Source organism: Chitinophaga terrae (ex Kim and Jung 2007), from assembly GCF_900107795.1.
GTDB lineage: Bacteria > Bacteroidota > Bacteroidia > Chitinophagales > Chitinophagaceae > Chitinophaga > Chitinophaga terrae.
On sequence record NZ_FNRL01000007.1, the window covers coordinates 49,937 to 67,737 of the forward strand.

The 17,801-nt window shown below is 45.6% G+C and carries 21 protein-coding genes; 16 read left to right on the forward strand and 5 right to left on the reverse strand.

The features are described from left to right. Positions 1-78 precede the first annotated feature (78 nt). Positions 79-1,083, forward strand: coding sequence for a DHH family phosphoesterase (locus BLV62_RS09290; protein ID WP_089760963.1), 1,005 nt, complete (start codon positions 79-81; stop codon positions 1,081-1,083). Between the two features lie 35 nt (positions 1,084-1,118). Next, positions 1,119-1,985 carry an FKBP-type peptidyl-prolyl cis-trans isomerase gene (locus tag BLV62_RS09295; protein WP_089760965.1) on the forward strand — a complete coding sequence of 289 codons (867 nt, stop codon included), beginning with the start codon at positions 1,119-1,121 and terminating at the stop codon, positions 1,983-1,985. 181 nt (positions 1,986-2,166) lie between these two features. Here BLV62_RS09295 and BLV62_RS09300 read toward each other — a convergent pair whose 3' ends face one another. Both BLV62_RS09300 and folP read right to left on the reverse strand, forming a co-directional pair. Beyond that, positions 2,167-2,979: a diadenylate cyclase gene (locus BLV62_RS09300; protein ID WP_089760967.1), complete on the reverse strand. Its 813-nt coding sequence runs from the start codon at positions 2,977-2,979 to the stop codon at positions 2,167-2,169. 20 nt (positions 2,980-2,999) lie between these two features. Continuing rightward, entirely contained in the window at positions 3,000-3,860 is an 861-nt protein-coding gene (gene folP, locus BLV62_RS09305) for a dihydropteroate synthase (RefSeq protein WP_225889614.1), read from the reverse strand. Between the two features lie 84 nt (positions 3,861-3,944). Here folP and BLV62_RS09310 point away from each other — a divergent pair, with 84 nt between their 5' ends. The 7 genes from BLV62_RS09310 (at position 3,945) to BLV62_RS09340 (ending at position 8,836) form a co-directional block, all read left to right on the forward strand. Then, entirely contained in the window at positions 3,945-4,481 is a 537-nt protein-coding gene (locus tag BLV62_RS09310; RefSeq protein ID WP_089760971.1) for a DUF1599 domain-containing protein, read from the forward strand. 49 nt (positions 4,482-4,530) lie between these two features. Beyond that, complete coding sequence (locus BLV62_RS09315; protein ID WP_089760973.1) at positions 4,531-5,613, forward strand: BT_3928 family protein; 1,083 nt, start codon at positions 4,531-4,533, stop codon at positions 5,611-5,613. A 3-nt stretch (positions 5,614-5,616) separates the two neighbouring features. Then, positions 5,617-6,675, forward strand: coding sequence for an ABC transporter permease (locus BLV62_RS09320; protein WP_089760975.1), 1,059 nt, complete (start codon positions 5,617-5,619; stop codon positions 6,673-6,675). Between the two features lie 96 nt (positions 6,676-6,771). Next, a complete protein-coding gene (locus BLV62_RS09325; protein ID WP_089760977.1) occupies positions 6,772-7,287 on the forward strand; it encodes an RNA polymerase sigma factor in 516 nt (171 codons plus the stop codon). Beyond that, positions 7,277-7,753 carry a hypothetical protein gene (locus BLV62_RS09330; RefSeq protein ID WP_089760979.1) on the forward strand — a complete coding sequence of 159 codons (477 nt, stop codon included), beginning with the start codon at positions 7,277-7,279 and terminating at the stop codon, positions 7,751-7,753. The genes BLV62_RS09325 and BLV62_RS09330 overlap by 11 nt, the downstream gene beginning before the upstream one ends. A gap of 41 nt (positions 7,754-7,794) precedes the next feature. Continuing rightward, the gene (locus tag BLV62_RS09335; RefSeq protein WP_089760981.1) at positions 7,795-8,319 is read left to right on the forward strand and encodes a DUF4252 domain-containing protein; all 525 of its coding nucleotides are present in this window, start codon (positions 7,795-7,797) and stop codon (positions 8,317-8,319) included. 4 nt (positions 8,320-8,323) lie between these two features. Further along, positions 8,324-8,836 carry a DUF4252 domain-containing protein gene (locus BLV62_RS09340; RefSeq protein WP_168927879.1) on the forward strand — a complete coding sequence of 171 codons (513 nt, stop codon included), beginning with the start codon at positions 8,324-8,326 and terminating at the stop codon, positions 8,834-8,836. A gap of 4 nt (positions 8,837-8,840) precedes the next feature. Here the strand turns inward: BLV62_RS09340 and BLV62_RS09345 are convergent, their stop codons facing one another. Together BLV62_RS09345 and recF are read right to left on the reverse strand one after the other, a co-directional pair. After that, positions 8,841-9,128 carry a DciA family protein gene (locus BLV62_RS09345; protein ID WP_089760985.1) on the reverse strand — a complete coding sequence of 96 codons (288 nt, stop codon included), beginning with the start codon at positions 9,126-9,128 and terminating at the stop codon, positions 8,841-8,843. 368 nt (positions 9,129-9,496) lie between these two features. Beyond that, positions 9,497-10,573 (reverse strand): DNA replication/repair protein RecF, encoded by a 1,077-nt coding sequence (gene recF / locus BLV62_RS09350; RefSeq protein ID WP_089760988.1) that lies wholly within the window; start codon positions 10,571-10,573, stop codon positions 9,497-9,499. A 229-nt stretch (positions 10,574-10,802) separates the two neighbouring features. Here recF and pdhA point away from each other — a divergent pair, with 229 nt between their 5' ends. The 7 genes from pdhA to BLV62_RS09385 all read left to right on the forward strand — a co-directional run bounded on the left by pdhA (position 10,803) and on the right by BLV62_RS09385 (position 16,011). Next, positions 10,803-11,795, forward strand: a complete 993-nt coding sequence (gene pdhA, locus BLV62_RS09355; protein ID WP_089761270.1) for a pyruvate dehydrogenase (acetyl-transferring) E1 component subunit alpha — start codon at positions 10,803-10,805, stop codon at positions 11,793-11,795. Between the two features lie 137 nt (positions 11,796-11,932). Further along, positions 11,933-12,634, forward strand: a complete 702-nt coding sequence (locus BLV62_RS09360; protein ID WP_089760990.1) for a tetratricopeptide repeat protein — start codon at positions 11,933-11,935, stop codon at positions 12,632-12,634. Between the two features lie 56 nt (positions 12,635-12,690). Then, positions 12,691-13,191 (forward strand): 6,7-dimethyl-8-ribityllumazine synthase, encoded by a 501-nt coding sequence (gene ribH / locus BLV62_RS09365; protein ID WP_089760992.1) that lies wholly within the window; start codon positions 12,691-12,693, stop codon positions 13,189-13,191. 23 nt (positions 13,192-13,214) lie between these two features. After that, the gene (locus tag BLV62_RS09370; RefSeq protein ID WP_089760994.1) at positions 13,215-13,934 is read left to right on the forward strand and encodes a (Fe-S)-binding protein; all 720 of its coding nucleotides are present in this window, start codon (positions 13,215-13,217) and stop codon (positions 13,932-13,934) included. Positions 13,935-13,967: 33 nt separating this feature from the next. After that, positions 13,968-14,378 carry an EVE domain-containing protein gene (locus tag BLV62_RS09375; RefSeq protein ID WP_089760995.1) on the forward strand — a complete coding sequence of 137 codons (411 nt, stop codon included), beginning with the start codon at positions 13,968-13,970 and terminating at the stop codon, positions 14,376-14,378. Between the two features lie 95 nt (positions 14,379-14,473). Beyond that, positions 14,474-15,310: a DUF4349 domain-containing protein gene (locus tag BLV62_RS09380; RefSeq protein ID WP_089760997.1), complete on the forward strand. Its 837-nt coding sequence runs from the start codon at positions 14,474-14,476 to the stop codon at positions 15,308-15,310. Positions 15,311-15,333: 23 nt separating this feature from the next. After that, positions 15,334-16,011: an SIR2 family NAD-dependent protein deacylase gene (locus BLV62_RS09385; protein ID WP_089760998.1), complete on the forward strand. Its 678-nt coding sequence runs from the start codon at positions 15,334-15,336 to the stop codon at positions 16,009-16,011. 74 nt (positions 16,012-16,085) lie between these two features. Here BLV62_RS09385 and BLV62_RS09390 read toward each other — a convergent pair whose 3' ends face one another. Next, positions 16,086-17,408, reverse strand: a complete 1,323-nt coding sequence (locus tag BLV62_RS09390; RefSeq protein WP_089761000.1) for a saccharopine dehydrogenase C-terminal domain-containing protein — start codon at positions 17,406-17,408, stop codon at positions 16,086-16,088. Between the last annotated feature and the right edge of the window lie 393 nt (positions 17,409-17,801).

A 17,801-nucleotide genomic window follows, 5' to 3' on the forward strand; every position in this document is an offset into this window, starting at 1 on the left:
TAAAGAACTTCGCACTTCGTTTTCTGTTTCAACCACTTGTTGTGATTGGAAATCAACTCTTAACATTACAGTTTTTTAATGAAGCCGATCGAGGAAATTAAGCCTTTACTGGAGACCCCTAAGAAAGTGGTTATTACAATGCATCAGAAACCAGATGCAGATGCTATGGGATCTTCTTTAGCAATGTATCATTATCTGATTCAAAAAGGTCACCAGGTAACTGTAATTTCACCTACCAACTTCCCGGATTTTTTGAAATGGATGCCGGCGGCCGACCAGGTTATCGATTACGAATCGTCTACTGATCGGGCTTTACAGGCATTAGAAGGCATTGATCTGCTCTTTTGCCTGGACTTTAACGCCTTCTACAGAACAAAAAATCTGGCTCCGCATCTTGAAAAACTGAATTGTATCCGTATCTTGATCGACCATCACCTGGAACCGCAGCCTGATTTCGAATATGGGATAAGCGATACATCTGCCAGCTCTACAGCCCAGTTAGTATATGAAACCATCTACAAATTAGGAGACGAGCACTATATTAATATGGAGATTGCCCAGTGCATCTATGCCGGCACGGTTACCGACACAGGTTCTTTCAGGTTCGCTTCCACAACCGCCGCCGTTCACAGGATGGTAGCCGACCTGATGGACAGGGGACTGAAACACGAAGTGATCCACCAGGCGATCTATGACAACTTCCTGGAAAACCGCCTCCGGTTCCTGGGACATAGCCTGCTTAACAGGATGGAAGTATTCTATGAATACAACACCGCAATGCTGGCTATACCATATACTGATCTGAAAAGGTTCGACCTGCAGACAGGTGATACCGAAGGACTGGTAAACTTTTTACTGTCGATCCAAGGTATTAAATTGGCAGCCTTGATCATTGACCGTAATTCAGAAGTAAAACTGTCGTTCCGTTCGAAAGGCAATTTTGATGTGAATGCTTTTGCCCGCAAGTACTTCGATGGAGGCGGACACTTTAACGCATCAGGAGGCCGGAGCACCGACTCCCTTGAAAAAACAGCCGAACGTTTCATCAAAGCCATTGAAGAAAACGAAGCGCTGTTACAATAAATAACCACAGTATTTCAATCTACTAATACAATCAAATGAAAAAACACAATCAGTTTTTAGTTGCTACTGCTGCTTTAGGCATGTTCATGGCCAGCTGCGGTACAGGTGTTAAAAAAACACCGGGCGGTATTGAGTATACCGTTCACAAAACCGGAAGCGGTCCTCAACTGAAGGAAGGTGATACCGCCTTTGTGGATGTGTATCAACGCCTGAATGATTCCCTCATCGGTGAATCCCGCAAGGTTTTGGGTGCAGCATTCCCTATCGTCGTTAGCAAACCTCAGGGCAGATACGATCTGATGGAAGGCATCGCTCAACTTCACGAAGGTGACAGCGCTACCTTTATCGTGCCTTGGGACTCTATCCCAGCTCAACAACGTCCTCCTTTTGGTAAAAAAGGCGACAAACTGAAAATCACTTTCGTAGTAGAAAATAAGTACTCTGCTGCCGCTCAAAAAGCGAAAGAAGATAAAGATATCCAGGCATATCTCGACAAAAACAAACTGAAAGCAACTAAAAACGCTGAAGGTGTTTATGTAGCAGTTACCGAAGAAGGTACCGGCGCTACTCCTAATACCGGCGATACCGTAGTTGTTCACTATACAGGTAAACTCCTGAATGGTAAAGTATTCGATTCCAGCACCGATTCTACTATGCGTCCGGGTCCGCTGACCCCGCTCCGTTTCCCTATCGGACAAGGTATGGTGATCAAAGGTTGGGACGTTGGATTCAGCAGCCTGAAAAAAGGTTCCAAAGCTGTTCTGGTGATCCCTTCCCCGTTAGCTTACGGCTTCCAGGGTAGTCCCCCAGTGATCCCGGCTAACTCCACCCTGGTATTCGACGTCCAATTATTAGACATCGTACCTGGCAAACCAGCACCAGCGCCGGCTCCAACTAAATAGTTTCACGCAAAGTATTCACGCAAAGTGGCTAAGGAAGCCAAGAGCGCAAAGAATTTTAGTAAGTAAAATAAGAAAGCAAAGAGAGCAAAGATTGTGTTGTATAACATATTCTTTGCTCTCTTTGCTTTCTTAATATAATCTTTGCGCTCTTGGCTTCCTTAGCCACTTTGCGTGAAACTTCTCAAGAGTAGCCGTCTATCAACACTTCGTATAATTTTACTTTCAGGTCTTCCAGGGAAACGTCCTGGGTCAGGACTCCATCCATGGCGTAGGAGACAGTGCCTCGTTCTTCTGAAACGATGATAGCCAGGTTGTCGCTATGCTCGGTGATGCCAACGGCCGAACGATGGCGTAACCCGATCCTGGTAGGCAGGTTAGGGTTTTCCGACACAGGCAGGATCACCTTTGCAGCAAGGATCTTGTTGCCTACAATGATCACCGCCCCGTCATGCAACGGGCTTTGCTTCTCAAAAATACTTTCCAGCAACTTGGCGCTGACGTTACCATCAATAGAAATACTGGAAGCCGAATCGAACTTCACCCGGTAAGTGGTTGCCAATACGATCAACGCCCCGGTGTAGGTACTTTGCATACGGCTGACAGCCACAATAATCTCGTTAATAATATTTTCTTCTTCCTTATAACTCTTAAACTTATCAGGAAGGAACAGTTTGGTAAAAAAACTGTCCTTGCTCAGGGGCGTTTTCTTTCCTAATACCAACAGGAACTTCCGGATCTCCGGCTGGAAAATTATAATGATGGCAATGATACCAACATTGATAAAGTTCTGTAAGATATTGGTAAGAATAGGCATTTGCAGGTATCTTACCAGGAAGTAAGCTGCATATACCATTAAAAGACCTACGAAAATATTGAAGGCTAAACTACCTTTTAATAACCTGTAAAGCTGGATGATCAGGAAGATCACGATACACAGATCAAGTACATCCAGCCAGCGGTATTCCACTCCATAAAAATTAATGACTTCCTTCATACTTTTGTTTAAATGCTGATTTAATTACCGCGCATCATCTCCGTGATCTTTACCGCTTCCACAGCGGCTTTTACATCGTGTACCCGCAATATTTTTGAGCCTTTCTGTAAAGCAATTGTGTTTAAGACGGTAGTGCCATTCAGTGAGTCTGCTGGTCCATTCCCTAATAACTTGTAAATCATCGACTTTCTTGAAATCCCTGTCAACACAGGTACGCCAAGCACTTCTCCAAAGAGTTGGAGATGATTCATCAGGGCATAGTTGTGTGCCAGGGTTTTACCAAAACCAAATCCCGGATCTGCCACAAAATCCTTAATCCCTGCAGCCCTGCAAACTGCCAGCTTTTGCTTCAGGTAATCAAGTACTTCTGCCACGACATCGGTATACTGCGGCTTTTCCTGCATGGTAGCAGGTTTGCCCTGCATATGCATAGCAATATAAGGAACCTGCAGCTTTCCGGCAATGGGGATCATACCGGGGTCCAGGTCCCCCGCACTGATATCATTGATTATTGCAGCCCCCGCAAGTATAGCCCGCTCCGCAACCTGCGCATACCAGGTATCCACTGAAATGATCGCTTCAGGGTAGTGATTCAGAATAGCGTGGATAGCCGGCATCAGGCGGCGGATCTCTTCTTCGGGGCCTATCATCGTAGCGCCGGGACGCGAACTCTGTGCGCCCAGGTCCAGTATCGCCGCTCCCTCTGCCAGGTGTTGCCCCGCTTTTTCCACTACCCGGTGCAATTCATGCGTACCCGAGCTTTCATAGAACGAGTCTTCTGTCAGGTTAATGATACCCATCACCACAGGTTGACTCAATGATAACAATCGGCCTTTGCAATTGATCGCCAATGGTGAAGGATGGATATGATATGGTTTCACCGAAATTCTTTATTTTGCCAGCAAATCTAAGAATAAAGAATTAGGAATGATTGAATTATAAGCCCTCATTCCCCAAAAAAAGCTATGAACACATTAGAACAATACCAGGAAGCTGTCACCGGATGTAAAGATATTTTTATCAAGAAAACAAGGGATTACGGCACCTCATGGCGCGTATTACGTCCCATTTCAGTGGTAGATCAGATCTTTATCAAGGCACAGCGGATCAGGAATATCCAGGAGATCGGCACTCAGAAAATAGCGGATGATATTGAAGGGGAATTCAAGGGAATTGTCAACTATGGCATCATCGGGCTTATCCAGCTCGAACAGACAGGCAACCCGTATGAAGACCTGCCGGTAGATACCGTCGAAAAGCTGTACAACGAGAAAATGGCGTTTGTGCAATCCGTAATGGAAGCCAAGAACCATGATTACGGGGAAGCCTGGAGAGATATGAGCCAGCAATCATTCGTTGATCTCATTCTTACCAAATTGCTGAGGATAAAACAGATATTGCGTAACGACGGTAAAACGCTGATATCTGAAGGGATAGATGCCAATTATGTAGATATTATCAACTACGCATTGTTTGCGCTCATCAAAATCAGCGAACAGTAACGCGTGATTATAGTTATCTTCACTGATCACTTAACCATTAAACTATTTTATGAGAATTATCCTTAGCCTGCTTCGTATAATCGTTGGAGTCTTATTTATTTTCTCGGGCCTGATAAAAGCAAACGACCCGCTCGGACTCAGTTATAAGATGGAAGAATTTTTCGAGGTACTGCATCTCACTTTTCTTTCCCCTTATTCCCTGGCTTTCTCTATTTGCATGAACGCCTTCGAGATCATTGCAGGCGTAGCGGTGCTGATCGGCTACCGGATGCGTATCTTCTCTTTTCTCCTATTACTGCTCATTATATTCTTTACTTTCCTTACGGCTTTCGCCCTGTTCAGCGGTACCATCCGCGAATGCGGTTGCTTCGGCGATTGTATTAAACTCACACCGGTAGAAACCTTCTGGAAAGATGTGGCCCTGTTGGTACTGATACTGGTGATCTTCTTTTACCGAAAACAGATACCGCCGCTCTTTAAAGGCGCAGGCATCGTTATGCTGGCAGCAACAGTTTTCTCCTTTGCCATTCAATGGTATGTGTTCCGTCATCTGCCATTCATCGACTGTCTGCCTTACAAGGTAGGAAACAGCATCCCTGAAAAAATGAAACTTCCTCCGGGCGCTAAACCTGATGTATATGAAATGATATTTGTATACGAGAAAGATGGTCAGAAGAAAGAATTCACCGAAAAGAATTATCCGTGGGAAGACAGTACCTGGAAGTTCGTTGAACGTAAGGATAAACTGATCCAGAAAGGGAACGCAGAACCGGCGATCAAGGATTTCATTCTTACAGACTTTGACGGCGCTAATCAAACAGAGGCCATTCTCACGGCTGAAGTACCAACATACCTCTTCCTCGTTCAGAATGTAGCTAAAGCCGGTAAAGGTTGGGACGAAAAGATCAAAGCGCTGCAACAGCAATGGAAAGATCAGAAAATACTGATCTACGGCGTAAGCGCTTCTACCAAGGAAGAGATCATTGCGTTCCAGAAAGAACATGGCCTGGAATTCCCATTCGTACAGATGGATGGCGTAGCTATTAAAACCGCGGGAAGAAGCAACCCGACATTAATGCTGCTGGATCGCGGTGTGATCAAAGGAAAATGGTCTTATAACGATATTCCGTAGGTCATGATCCGGCTGCTGCTCAAAAAAACAGGATACGGGCTACTGGTACTTTTTGGAGTAGTGGTACTGGTATTTCTCCTGTTCAACGTTCTGCCGGGCGATCCCGCCAGGCTTACGCTCGGGCAGCGGGCAGATGTTACCTCACTGGAAAATGTACGTAAAGAACTGCATCTCGACCAACCGGCCGGGGTGCAGTTTTTATATTATATAAATGACCTGTCGCCCATCGGGATATACGAACCTGCAGCCGCGAAAGGGAACTTCAGTTTTATAGGGCTGTTTAAAGTAGGGGGCGACAAGGAACTGATGCTCAAAACGCCTTATCTCCGCCGTTCTTATCAAAGCAAGAAACCTGTATGGGATATGTTGCTGGAAGCCTTGCCCGGTACGCTGATACTTGCTACTGCGGCTATGCTGCTGGCAACTCTTATCGGGATTGCATTGGGCGTGTTATCGGCCGTTAAACAACATACCTGGATGGACACAGGCGCCATTCTGGCCAGTGTGGCCGGCATTTCCGCTCCCTCTTTCTTTGCCGGCATAGTGCTGGCATACCTGTTTGGCTTTGTGCTCAGCGAGTACACAGGTTTGCATATGACAGGCAGTTTATTCGACATCGATCCTTTCAGGGGAAGGATACTTAACCTGGGCAATCTTATCTTACCCGCTCTTACGCTTGGCATCCGCCCATTGGCCATTATCGTTCAACTTACCAGGAGCGCCATGCTGGATGTATTGCACCAGGATTTTATCCGTACCGCATATGCAAAAGGGCTTACCCGTTCCCGGGTGATCTGGCGTCATGCCCTTCCCAATGCCCTCAACCCGGTTATTACCGCTATTACCGGCTGGTTTGCCGAATTGCTGGCAGGCGCTTTTTTCGTAGAATATATTTTTGGATGGAAAGGCATAGGGAAAATAACCGTAGATGCTTTGGATAAATTTGATTTCCCGGTAGTAATGGGAGCCATCCTTTTTACGGCCGGCATCTTCGTGATCGTCAACCTGCTGGCGGATCTGTTATATTCCTGGATAGACCCGCGCATCAAACTGGAACAATAGCCTGGCCGGGTAATTTTACCTGCTGAAAAAAAATATCAGATTTTTTGTAACATCTTCTTTTTACAGTCGTCTTCTTACCAAACGCGCTATTCTGAAATGTCATTAGAACGATTCCTATCACAAGTTGTACCTGTCAGGCAAAAGCTTTACCGCTTTGCTTACCGCCTGCTAGGTAACGAGGAAGACGCCCAGGACATTACCCAGGACGCGCTGATGAAAGTATGGGACCAGCAGGAAAAAATGGCGGATCTGCAGAATGCAGAGGCCTGGTGTATGAGAATTACACGGAACCTGGCCCTGGATAAGCTGAAGTCGAGGAAATACCGCAGGCACGACGACCTGGATCACGCGGGGGAGCTGCCGGCCCAGCACCAGCAAAACCCGCATGCGATGAGCGAGCAGAATGACGTAATGAAGAAAGTACACGCCACCATTCATGCGTTGCCGGAAAAGTACAGGACGATCTTACAGTTAAGGGATATAGACGGGCATTCATACCAGGAGATAGCAGAAATACTGGACCTGGATATGAATGAAGTGAAAGTGAATTTGCATCGTGCCCGGAAAGCAGTCCGGGAGAAACTTCAAAATCTTCAGGTATATGGATTATAAATTGATCAGCGGGTTAGTGGAAAAATACTGGGAAGGTGAAACCTCCCTGGAGGAAGAAGCGATACTGCGCGAATTTTTCAGTACTCCGCACACGGCGTTGCCCCCCGATCTGGAGGAAGCTGCCCCCTTGTTCAGCTACCTGCATACAGAGGCGGTAAGGGAAGTGGTTTGGCCGGGAGAAGAAACAAAAGTGGTAAAACTATCGCCGGTTCAGCACTGGATGAAATATGCAGCTATGCTGTTAATGGCCCTGGGACTGGGTTACGGGCTTCAGCACAGGGGAGAAAGAGCAGAGATAACGGAAACAAGGATCACAGCGCAGCATATGGAAGACGATCCGCGTTATGCTCTTGAAGAAACGAAAAAAGCGCTCAGGTTACTGGCAAAGAACCTGAACAAAGGAACTACCCAGATGCAGAAGTTATCTTATTTCAATGATGCAACTGAGGTGATCGAAGGAAAATAAAATACTGGTCATTCTAAAACCTGATAAATAGTAAAGTCAAAATGAAACGATTCCTTTTTTTATTAATCGCGGTCATATCCAGCTTCCACTTGCAGGCCCAACAGCAGGCAAGCGTAGCGGAACGCTTCTTCCAGAAGTACGAGAATGACCGCAACTTCACCGTGGTGACCATCACCCCGAAAATGTTCGGGATGTTTGCCAAACTCGACGCCAACGATCCCGACTCCAAAAACCTGATGGCTGTGATCAAAAAGCTGAAAGGGCTCCGGATCCTGGCCCGGGAAAATACCAGGGACGGCGGCCGGTTATTCAAGGAAGCAGCGGCTTTCCTGAATAACGATTACGAAGAGTTGATGACCCTCCGGGATAAGGACAGCGACATGAAATTCATGGTACGTGAAAACGGCAAAGGCAACATCACAGAACTGATCATGCTGGTAAACGGCTCGAACGAATTCATGGTAATGAGCCTGGTAGGGGAGATCGACCTGAACGAAGTTTCGCAGATCGCCGGGGCGGTCAACATCCAGGGAATGGATAAACTGAAAAATGTCAAGAAAAAATAACCTTATGAAAAAATTATTATTGACAGCAGGCTGTTTGCTGGCCCTCGCAACCGCACAGGCGCAAACCAGGTCTATCAGGGCATTTAAAAACAAATACCAGGGCAGCGCCGAGGTACATTCCATCAACCTGAGCGGATTTACTATGAAACTGGCTGGTTTCTGTATCAATATCGAAGGAGATGATAAAGACGCGGCAGCATTGAAGCATACCCTGAACCGGGTGCACAGGGCAAAGATCTATACCATATCCAACAAGAACGGCGCTGTCATAGATCCAATGGATATCGCCGACCTGAAGAACACTTTAACCAGGAACGATCATTTTGATATGCTCATGGAGGTTAGAGACAAGGAAAGTGTTATTGAAGTGCTGAATAAAAGCGAAAATGAAGATGAATTAGGCAACGTAGTAATGCTGATCCGGGATAGCCAGGATTTTGTTATTGTCAATGTAGAAACTACGTTAAAGATCTCCGACGTGAACAAACTGATCAACCAGTTTGCATACAATAAATAAGTTGTTACTTGATCATCACTTCCCTTACTGCTGTTTCTCCGAGCATTTCGTTCACCAGTTTGATGATCTTCTCTTTCGAATAATTCAATTCCTGTTTTAAGGGGGCAACGGTTGTAGTTACGATCAATTTGCCATCTATCAGTTGTACACTTTGTGTATAGCGGGCTATTGTTTTGCCCATGAGCTGCTCCCAGTTTTCCTGGATGCGTACTTCGGTAAGACGGGGTTTCATCCGGCTTTTATCCATAAATTCCCGAAGTGCATCTCCAATACTTGTGGTTCCGTGGCGCATGAGTTGAATTTACTGCGAAATTAGAGTTTTTCCCGCAAAGCGGCAAGGGACGGTGGCACGCGGAGACGCAAAGGAATTTTTAGATCGAAGCGAATTTTAAGACCGCAAAGGAGCGGAGATTGTGTTATAGTTTCCTGCAAAGCTGCAAAGAAGCAAAGCAGCAAAGTTTTTTTAAGGAAAATAAGAAAAGCAAAGCAATAACATAATCTCCGCTCCTTTGCGGTCTTAAAATTCGCTTCGATCTAAAAATTCCTTTGCGTCTCCGCGTGCCAAAATCTTCGCTCCGATCCAAAACTCCTTTGCTGCTTTGCTTCTTTGCAGCTTTGCGGGAAACTATAACATAATCTCCGCTCCTTTGCGTGAAACCATCAGATAGCAAGTAGCTGGATACTGGAAGAAATATTTTGAAAGGCTTGCTGCAGGCGCTCTGCGTGGGTGTCTGTAATGAAGACCTGGCCGTAGCTGTCGGCGGCCACTAATTTGATAAGCCGGGAGATCCTTTCCTGGTCGAGCTTTTCGAATACGTCGTCGAGCAGGAGGAGGGGAGGCAGGTGTTTGAGGACTTTCAGGACCTCGAATTGTGCGAGTTTCAAAGCGAAGAGGAAGCTTTTCCGTTGTCCCTGGGAGGCGCTGGCCTTCATTGGGTGCTCGTTCAGCAGGAAAAGCAGGTCGTCGCGATGAATACCGGTGGTGGTGCGTTGTACCTGCATGTCTTTGAACCGGGCGGAGTTTAGCTGGTCGGAGAACGAGGCTTCTGTTAAAGTGCTGACGTACTGGATATTGACAGTTTCGTGTGTGCCGGCGATGTAGTCGTATAGTTGCTGAACCTTCGGAACGAAGGAGGCGAGGAACGACTTCCGGAGGTCGTGAACCGGTTGTCCGTGCATGACCAGTTGCAGGTCGAAAATATCGAGCAGCTGGTCGGCGTTCGGGCTGTCGGCCATATTTTTCAGGAGTGTATTCCTTTGTAATAAGATCTTCTGATAAATGATCAGGTGATCGAGGTATTCGGGATAGATCTGGGACAGGAGGCTGTCCAGCCATTTGCGGCGGTCTTCGCTGCCTCCGAGGATGATTTCAGCGTCGTCGGGGGCGATCATCACGGCTGGGAACTGGCCCAGGTGGCGTGAAAACCTGTCGTATTTCTCGTCGTTCAGGCTGATCTCCTTTTTCCCGTCTTTGACCATAACGATCACTTTATCGGTATGGCCGTTTTTGAGGAAGTCGCCGGTGAGTCTGAACCCGTTGGTGTTATATTGGGTGTTCTGGGTTTCGTTGCTGGTAAAATAGCTTTTGGTGAAGCAGAGATAGTATATCGCGTCCAGCAGGTTGGTTTTTCCGACGCCATTGGGGCCGGTGATGCCAACTATGCGGTTGTTGAATTCGAAGGTCGATTGCTGGTAATTTTTGAACTGGACCAGTGATATATTATTAATATAAAGCAAAGAAAAAAATTATGCGTAATAAAAAATATGCGAAAATATTGCACTTTATAAGTTGCAAAGATCCGCGCCACTCCGACACTCTCCGGGATTTTTATGCAATTAAATGCAAAACTCCCTGAAATTGATGAATTTGTATAATTTAATGCTAATTAGAATTGATATTTACATTTTACGATTTTCCTGTTATATTTGCGAACAAATTTAGAAAAGAGTGCAAACTAAAACAGACGTGAAGACGAAATTCACCAAAGAGACATATCTGTACTGGTATGAATTGATGCTTTTGCTGCGCCGCTTTGAAGAAAAGACAGGCCAATTGTATGGGATGCAAAAAATCCGTGGTTTTTGCCACTTGTATATCGGGCAGGAAGCAATTGCTGCAGGTTGCATGACGGCTACGAAACCGGCGGACAAATTCATCACTGCATACCGTGATCACGGTTTGGCAATCGCAAAAGGGCTTTCCGCTAAAGAATGTATGGCAGAACTCTATGGAAAGGCAACTGGTTGTTCGAAAGGAAAGGGAGGCAGTATGCACTTTTTCTCTAAGGAACACGGATTTTTCGGTGGTCATGGCATCGTGGGAGCGCAGATTGGTACCGGCGCCGGACTGGCATTTGCAGAACAATACCTGGGAACAGACAACGTAGTGCTTTGTTTCTTCGGTGATGGAGCTGCGCGCCAGGGTATCCTCCACGAAACCTTCAACATGGCAATGACCTGGAAGCTTCCTGTTATCTTCATTTGCGAAAACAATATGTATGCGATGGGTACTTCAGTAGAACGTACTTCCAACGTATTGGATATCTACAAACTTGCAGACGCATATGAAATGCCTGCCGACACTGTCGACGGTATGAGTTGCGAAGCTGTTGCAGAAGGAGTGGGAAGAGCAGTGACCCGTGCCCGTGAAAAAGGTGGTCCAACCCTTTTGGAGATCAAAACTTACCGTTACCGCGGCCACTCCATGAGTGATCCGGCTAAATACCGTACTAAAGAAGAATTAGAAGAATACAAGGAGAAAGACCCGATCAACCAGGTGCTGAAAGTGATCCAGAAAAACAAATGGGCTACTGAAGCTGAGATCGAAGCAATCAACGAACGCGTTAAGAAAGAAGTAGAAGACTGCGTGACCTTTGCAGAAGAATCTCCTTGGCCAGATGACAGCGAACTGCTGAAAGATGTTTATACACAGGCAGATTATCCTTTCATCGTTGACTAAACGTATTTAACCGTTAATTTTTAGCCTTTAATAAAGACAATCTAACCATTGCCTTTATTAAAGGCTAAGTGTTAACAGGAATGTGAGGCGATAAATACCTATTAAATAACCAAGCAAATCATAATTACACCTTAAAAATGGCAGCAACAAAAGATAAAGCCACAACACCTCAACCTGCAAAAACTGATTTTGATTTAGAGACGTCCATGCACCGGGTTGAAGACTTCTTTGACAGGTACAAGAAGAAAATCACCATCGGCGTAGTGGCTGCAGTAGTAGTAGTGGGTGGTTACTTCGGCTATAACCGTTTCGTAAAACAGCCTAATGAAACCAAAGCACAGGAAATGATCTTCCATGCTCAGAACTACTTTGCAGTAGATTCATTTAAACTGGCGCTGAACGGTGACGGTAATAATTATGGCTTCCTGCAGGTTATTAATAAGTATGGTAATACCAAAGCCGGTAACCTCGCTAAATACAGCGCAGGCGTATGCTACATTCACCTGGGCGAATACCAGAAAGGGATCGATATGCTGAAATCTTTCAGTTCCAATGACCTCATCCTCCAGCCTACCGCCTATGGCCTGATGGGAGATGCATACATGGAATTGAACAAAACCGCTGATGGTATCGAAGCTTATAAAAAAGCAGGTCACTATAACGATAATGAACTGACTGCACCTATCTACTTATTCCGCGCCGGTTTGGCACTGGAAAAAGCAGGTAAAGGCCAGGAAGCTATCGCTATCTATAAAGAGATCAAAGAGAAATTTCCTAAATCCAAAGAAGGTCTGGAAATGGATAAATACCTGGCAAGACTGGGTGAAGTAACAAATTAAGAAGTAAGAAATTAATAGATGTAACACTCAACGTTACGTTTACTAAATTGGTTTTTATGTCCGATTATAATAAAAGCTTACTTAACGACGCTGGCATTCTCAATTTAGAGGATGCCAGTGTTGTTATGGTGTATACCGAATGGAACGATACCATCGTAAATGAACTGGTAGCCGGCTGCGAAAGAGCGCTCACCCAGTACAAAGTTTCAAGATCAGAAAAGATCGTGGTTCCCGGCGCCTTCGAATTGCCCTATGCCTGCAAACAGTATTGGGAAGCAACAGCAGGTACCGGAAAGCAACCTGGCGCTATTATTGCTTTCGGTTGCGTGATCCGTGGCGAAACGCCGCATTTCGACTATGTATGTAAAGCCGTAACAGAAGGCATCCTTCAATTGAACCTTCAATTACCCGTTCCTGTTATATTTGGAATTCTGACAGTAGACAACGAAAAACAGGCGCTGGACAGGTTAGGCGGCGCACATGGTCATAAAGGCGAGGAAGCCGCTATCACCGCACTGAAGATGATTGCACTGCAACGTCAGCTGGCCGGAAAATAATGCAGCTATAAAAAGGAAGCAAGATGAATGTACAGTTATTTATACCGTGTTTCGTAGATCAGTTCTTCCCGGAAACCGCCTTTAATATGGTAAAGGTCCTGGAAAAACTGGGATGCAACGTGATGTATAACGCGGAACAGACCTGCTGCGGACAACCCGCCTACAACGCAGGCTACCAGGACGAATGCAGAACTGTTGCCACCAAGTTTATCAAGGACTTTAAAACATATGATTATATCGTTGCTCCAAGCGGCTCTTGTACAGGATTTGTAAGGAACTACTATGGCAAATTGTTCGATAATTCCGCTGTACACAACGAAGTGAAACTGTTAAGGAAAAACCTGTTTGAATTCACAGAATTCCTTACCGATGTCCTGCATGTAACAGACGTAGGAGCCACGCTCAATGGAATTGGTACCTATCACGACGCCTGCGGCGCATTGAGAGAATGTGGTATTAAAACAGGTCCTCGTAAATTGCTGGAAAAAGTAAAAGGACTGGAGCTCAGGGAGATGAACGACAGCGAAGTATGCTGCGGGTTTGGCGGTACCTTTGCCGTAAAATTTGAGCCGATCTCGGTGAACATGGGCGAACAGAAGGTGCATAACGCTGCCAATAGCGGCGCCGAATACCTCATTTCTACCGACCTTTCCTGCCTGATGCACCTGGATGGCTATATCCGTAAACATAACAGCAATGTAAAGGTGATGCACATTGCAGATGTACTGGCAAGCGGTTGGTAATCCTTTATTCTATCTACCTAATCTCATAAAATTATGAACTACTGGTTGGTGAAGTCAGAGCCCTTCAAATACTCCTGGGAACAGTTTGTGAAAGACAAGAAAACATTCTGGGATGGCGTACGAAATTACCAGGCACGGAACAACCTGAAAGCGATGAAAAAAGGCGACCAGGTATTTTTTTATCACAGCAATGAAGGTCTTGAAATCGTAGGCCTGGCAACTGTTGCCAAGGAAAGCTACCAGGACCCCACCACACCCGACCCAAACTGGGTGGTGGTAGACCTGAAGCCGCTCAAAGCATTTAAAAAGCCTGTGACGCTTGCCCAGATGAAAGCAGAAAAAAAACTGGCTAACTTATCTCTTATCCGCCAGGGCAGGCTCTCTGTTTGCTCCGTTACCCCGGAAGAATTCGAGGTAATAATGGAAATGGGAGGCATGAAATAGCCAGATCATTATTATATTAAAAGGCATTTCTTGAAAAAGGAATGCCTTTTTTGTGGAATTTTATTGTTTTATTCATCCTGAAGAAAAGTTAAACCATGAATACCAGGACCTATCTTATCTGTATGCTCTTCCTTTTTCCCGCCTGTATGAAGAGTACGCCCAAACCGGAAATGACAGCGAAAGAAATAGCCATGCCTGCCCCGAGGGAAGAAGAAAGAGTAGCTGCCCAAAGCGACGATATTGCCCCGGCTATTGCCTCCAAGGTAATACAAACCGCGAATGTATCGTTCGAAACGGATGCTTTCAATAAATGTCGTGTAGCCGTAAACGATGTTATAAAGAAATATGGAGGCCAGGTCACGAATGAAAAACAGGATAAGGGAGAATACTCCTGGCGGAGTGAAACAACCGCCAAAGTGCCGGCCAATAAACTGGATTCCGCTCTCAACGCCCTGGAAGGGATAGCCGGTGTGTTCAACGAAAAAACAGTGAACACAGAAGATGTTACAAAGCAATACATAGACATGGACGCCAGGATGCGTACCCAGCAGGCGCTGGAGCAGCGCTACCTGCAGCTATTGCAAAAAGCGGGTACAGTAGGCGATATGCTTGAAATAGAAGAGAAACTGAGCCAGGTTAGAGCCGTGATAGAAGCAGCCAAAACCAATATGAAACAGATCGATGACCAGGTGGCTTACAGTACGCTGACCATCAACTACTGGCAGGTGATGAAGAACTCATCATTGAGACGGCCTGGTTTTGCTTCACAAGCCTGGGATTCCGTGAAAGACGGATGGGATGCGATAGTGGCAACAGTATTAGGACTTATTGCTGCCTGGCCTTTTATTATTGTTGCCGTAATTATTTTTATTTTTGTAAGAAGATGGAGGAAGAACAGGCGCCTGAGAAAACAGGTTGCCAGCCATCAGTAACGTTAACCTATAAACGAATTTTCATGAAACCAAAATTGGTGGTGCTGACCGGGGCCGGCATCAGTGCAGAAAGCGGGCTCCGGACGTTCAGGGATACCGATGGCCTCTGGGAAGGGTACGACGTGTATGAAGTGGCCAGTCCCCAGGGCTGGCAGAAGAACCCGGCGCTGGTACAGGATTTCTATAATTCACGACGCCGTGATGTAAAGGCTGCTGTGCCTAATGCTGCGCATATTGGCCTGGCAAAGCTGGAAGAGAAATACGATGTGCAGATCATTACGCAGAACATCGACGACCTGCATGAACGCGGAGGTTCTACATCTGTAATGCACCTGCACGGGCAGATCTTCAAAATGAGAAGCTGTACAAATGAGTCGCTGATCTATGATGTTTACGATGACATCAGGATGGGCGACCTGGCGGCAGACGGCGGGCAGCTAAGACCGCATATTGTATGGTTTGGCGAAGCCGTGCCGATGATAGAACCGGCATTGAAAGAAGTGTTGCAGGCCGATGTGTTCGTAGTAGTGGGAACCTCTCTGCAGGTTTATCCTGCGGCCAGCCTGCTGGAATATGTATCTGAAACAGTTCCTGTATATGTGATCGACAGGAAGATCCCGCTGATCGGCAGGCAGAATGTTCACCGGATAGAAAAGCCTGCCACCGCAGGCGTGGAAGAACTGCTGAGTATCTTGCTTTAACAAAAAACCTCCCCGGGGCCGGGGAGGTTGCACAAATCCTTCTACCATAGAGTCCACCATAGGAAAAAATATCTTTATTCAAAGCTTTCTTCAAAGCTGATATCAAATTCCTCTAATTCTTTCAGTACCGGGTTATAGATCTCTGGAAGAATGGGTATATGTAGTCCTGTTAATGAAATTTTTTCCTGGAGTAATAATTTGGCCATTATGCCTAGGGGTAATCCAACTGTTTTAGCCATCGCTGTGTGAACGTTATCTTCTCCCTGTACGATCATATAACTATGCATCCTGGTAGCCATATTCCGCCGCTCAAACTCCAGCTCATGCACCATCACTACCATGTCTTTGTCTGCCGGCTCCATCTTCAGTTTATTCTCGACCAGGTATTGCAGGATCCCTGCATTGGTTTGCCTACCTAAATTTATGATTTCTGTATTGAAAAGGCCAAGAAATTTTAGTTGCCTTATCACTTTTGATTTACTGCTGACACCCAGGAACTGCGCTATATTCTCTTCCGTTGCGTTATCTTTTACATCAACATGCTGGCTAGCCCAATTGTTGTAGGTCAGCTCATTTGTTTCGAATTGTTTGACATCGTCTGTGAGTCCCAGTTTCACCAGCGCATTCCAACCTTCGCAAAAATCCGGGAACCTGAGGGTTGCGCGCATAAACGTTGCCAGGTCCTGCAGCTCGTAGGCCTCCATATAGGTGAGGGAATCGCGGTTCGGATAGTAAGCCAGTTTGCCTATTCCAGGTATGAGGATGGTTTTGCTGTGATCAAACAGTTGATCATAAGCTACTTCCTTTACTTTTCCTTTCTCTTTGTAAACCGCTCCTGAGCTGCCGGCCAGCACTATATTACGGGCGTTCCAGGAAACTTTGTACTGCCACGGGTTATCGGCATGGTCGGGCGAGATCAGGCCGCCGCAGTAGGACTTGAAAGAAAATATCTGTCCTCCTTTCTTCTCGATTGAATGTATCAGCTTCATGGCCGACATATGATCGATCCCGGGGTCGAGGCCCATTTCGTACAGGAACAGTATGCCGGCGTCGTTGATCTCTTTCTCCAGTTTCTTTACTTCCGGGTCGATATAGGAAGCAGTGAGTAAATTCTTTTTATACTGAATGCAGTCTTTGGCAACGAAAATATGAAGAGGTGGAGGTAATAATGAAATAACCAGGTCTGTATCCCGGATGAGTTGTTGTCTTGCGTCCTGATCTTTAATATCTAGGTCTGAGGCGGTGGCGTAATAAGATTTTCCAATTTTAGATTTTATCAGCGCCAGATCATGATCTGCCACGGTCAGATGCCACTTTTGCCTGGGGGCATTGGTTAGCAGATAATCGATAAGACTGGTGGCCGATTTGCCGGCGCCAAACAACAGTATGTTCTTCATAGTCTGTTTAGAAAAGTGATTAAGAATCAGGGGAATAACAGCTCTTTTGATATTAATGTTCGAATTACGTATGAATTCGGATTTTAAGATATTATATATATGTTTTCCGTTGATTCGAAGTGTTGATTTTCAGTGGGTTAAGTACAAATACTTTGCCAATATCGATTTAAGAAATATATTAACTGTCGTTAATATATAGACTTTTAACCGAAATAGGATCGCCTTTGAAGATAACAAGGGAGATTGTAAATAGTTGTCTTCCATAGGGGAAAAGAATCATATATCCATCTTGCTATATAAAGCATTATCCCTATGGCGTTTTTTATTCACATTTAACGTTTTTTAGCTCAAAATAAGGGCTGAAATGGCTATATTTGCCTTTATCTGTTTTCA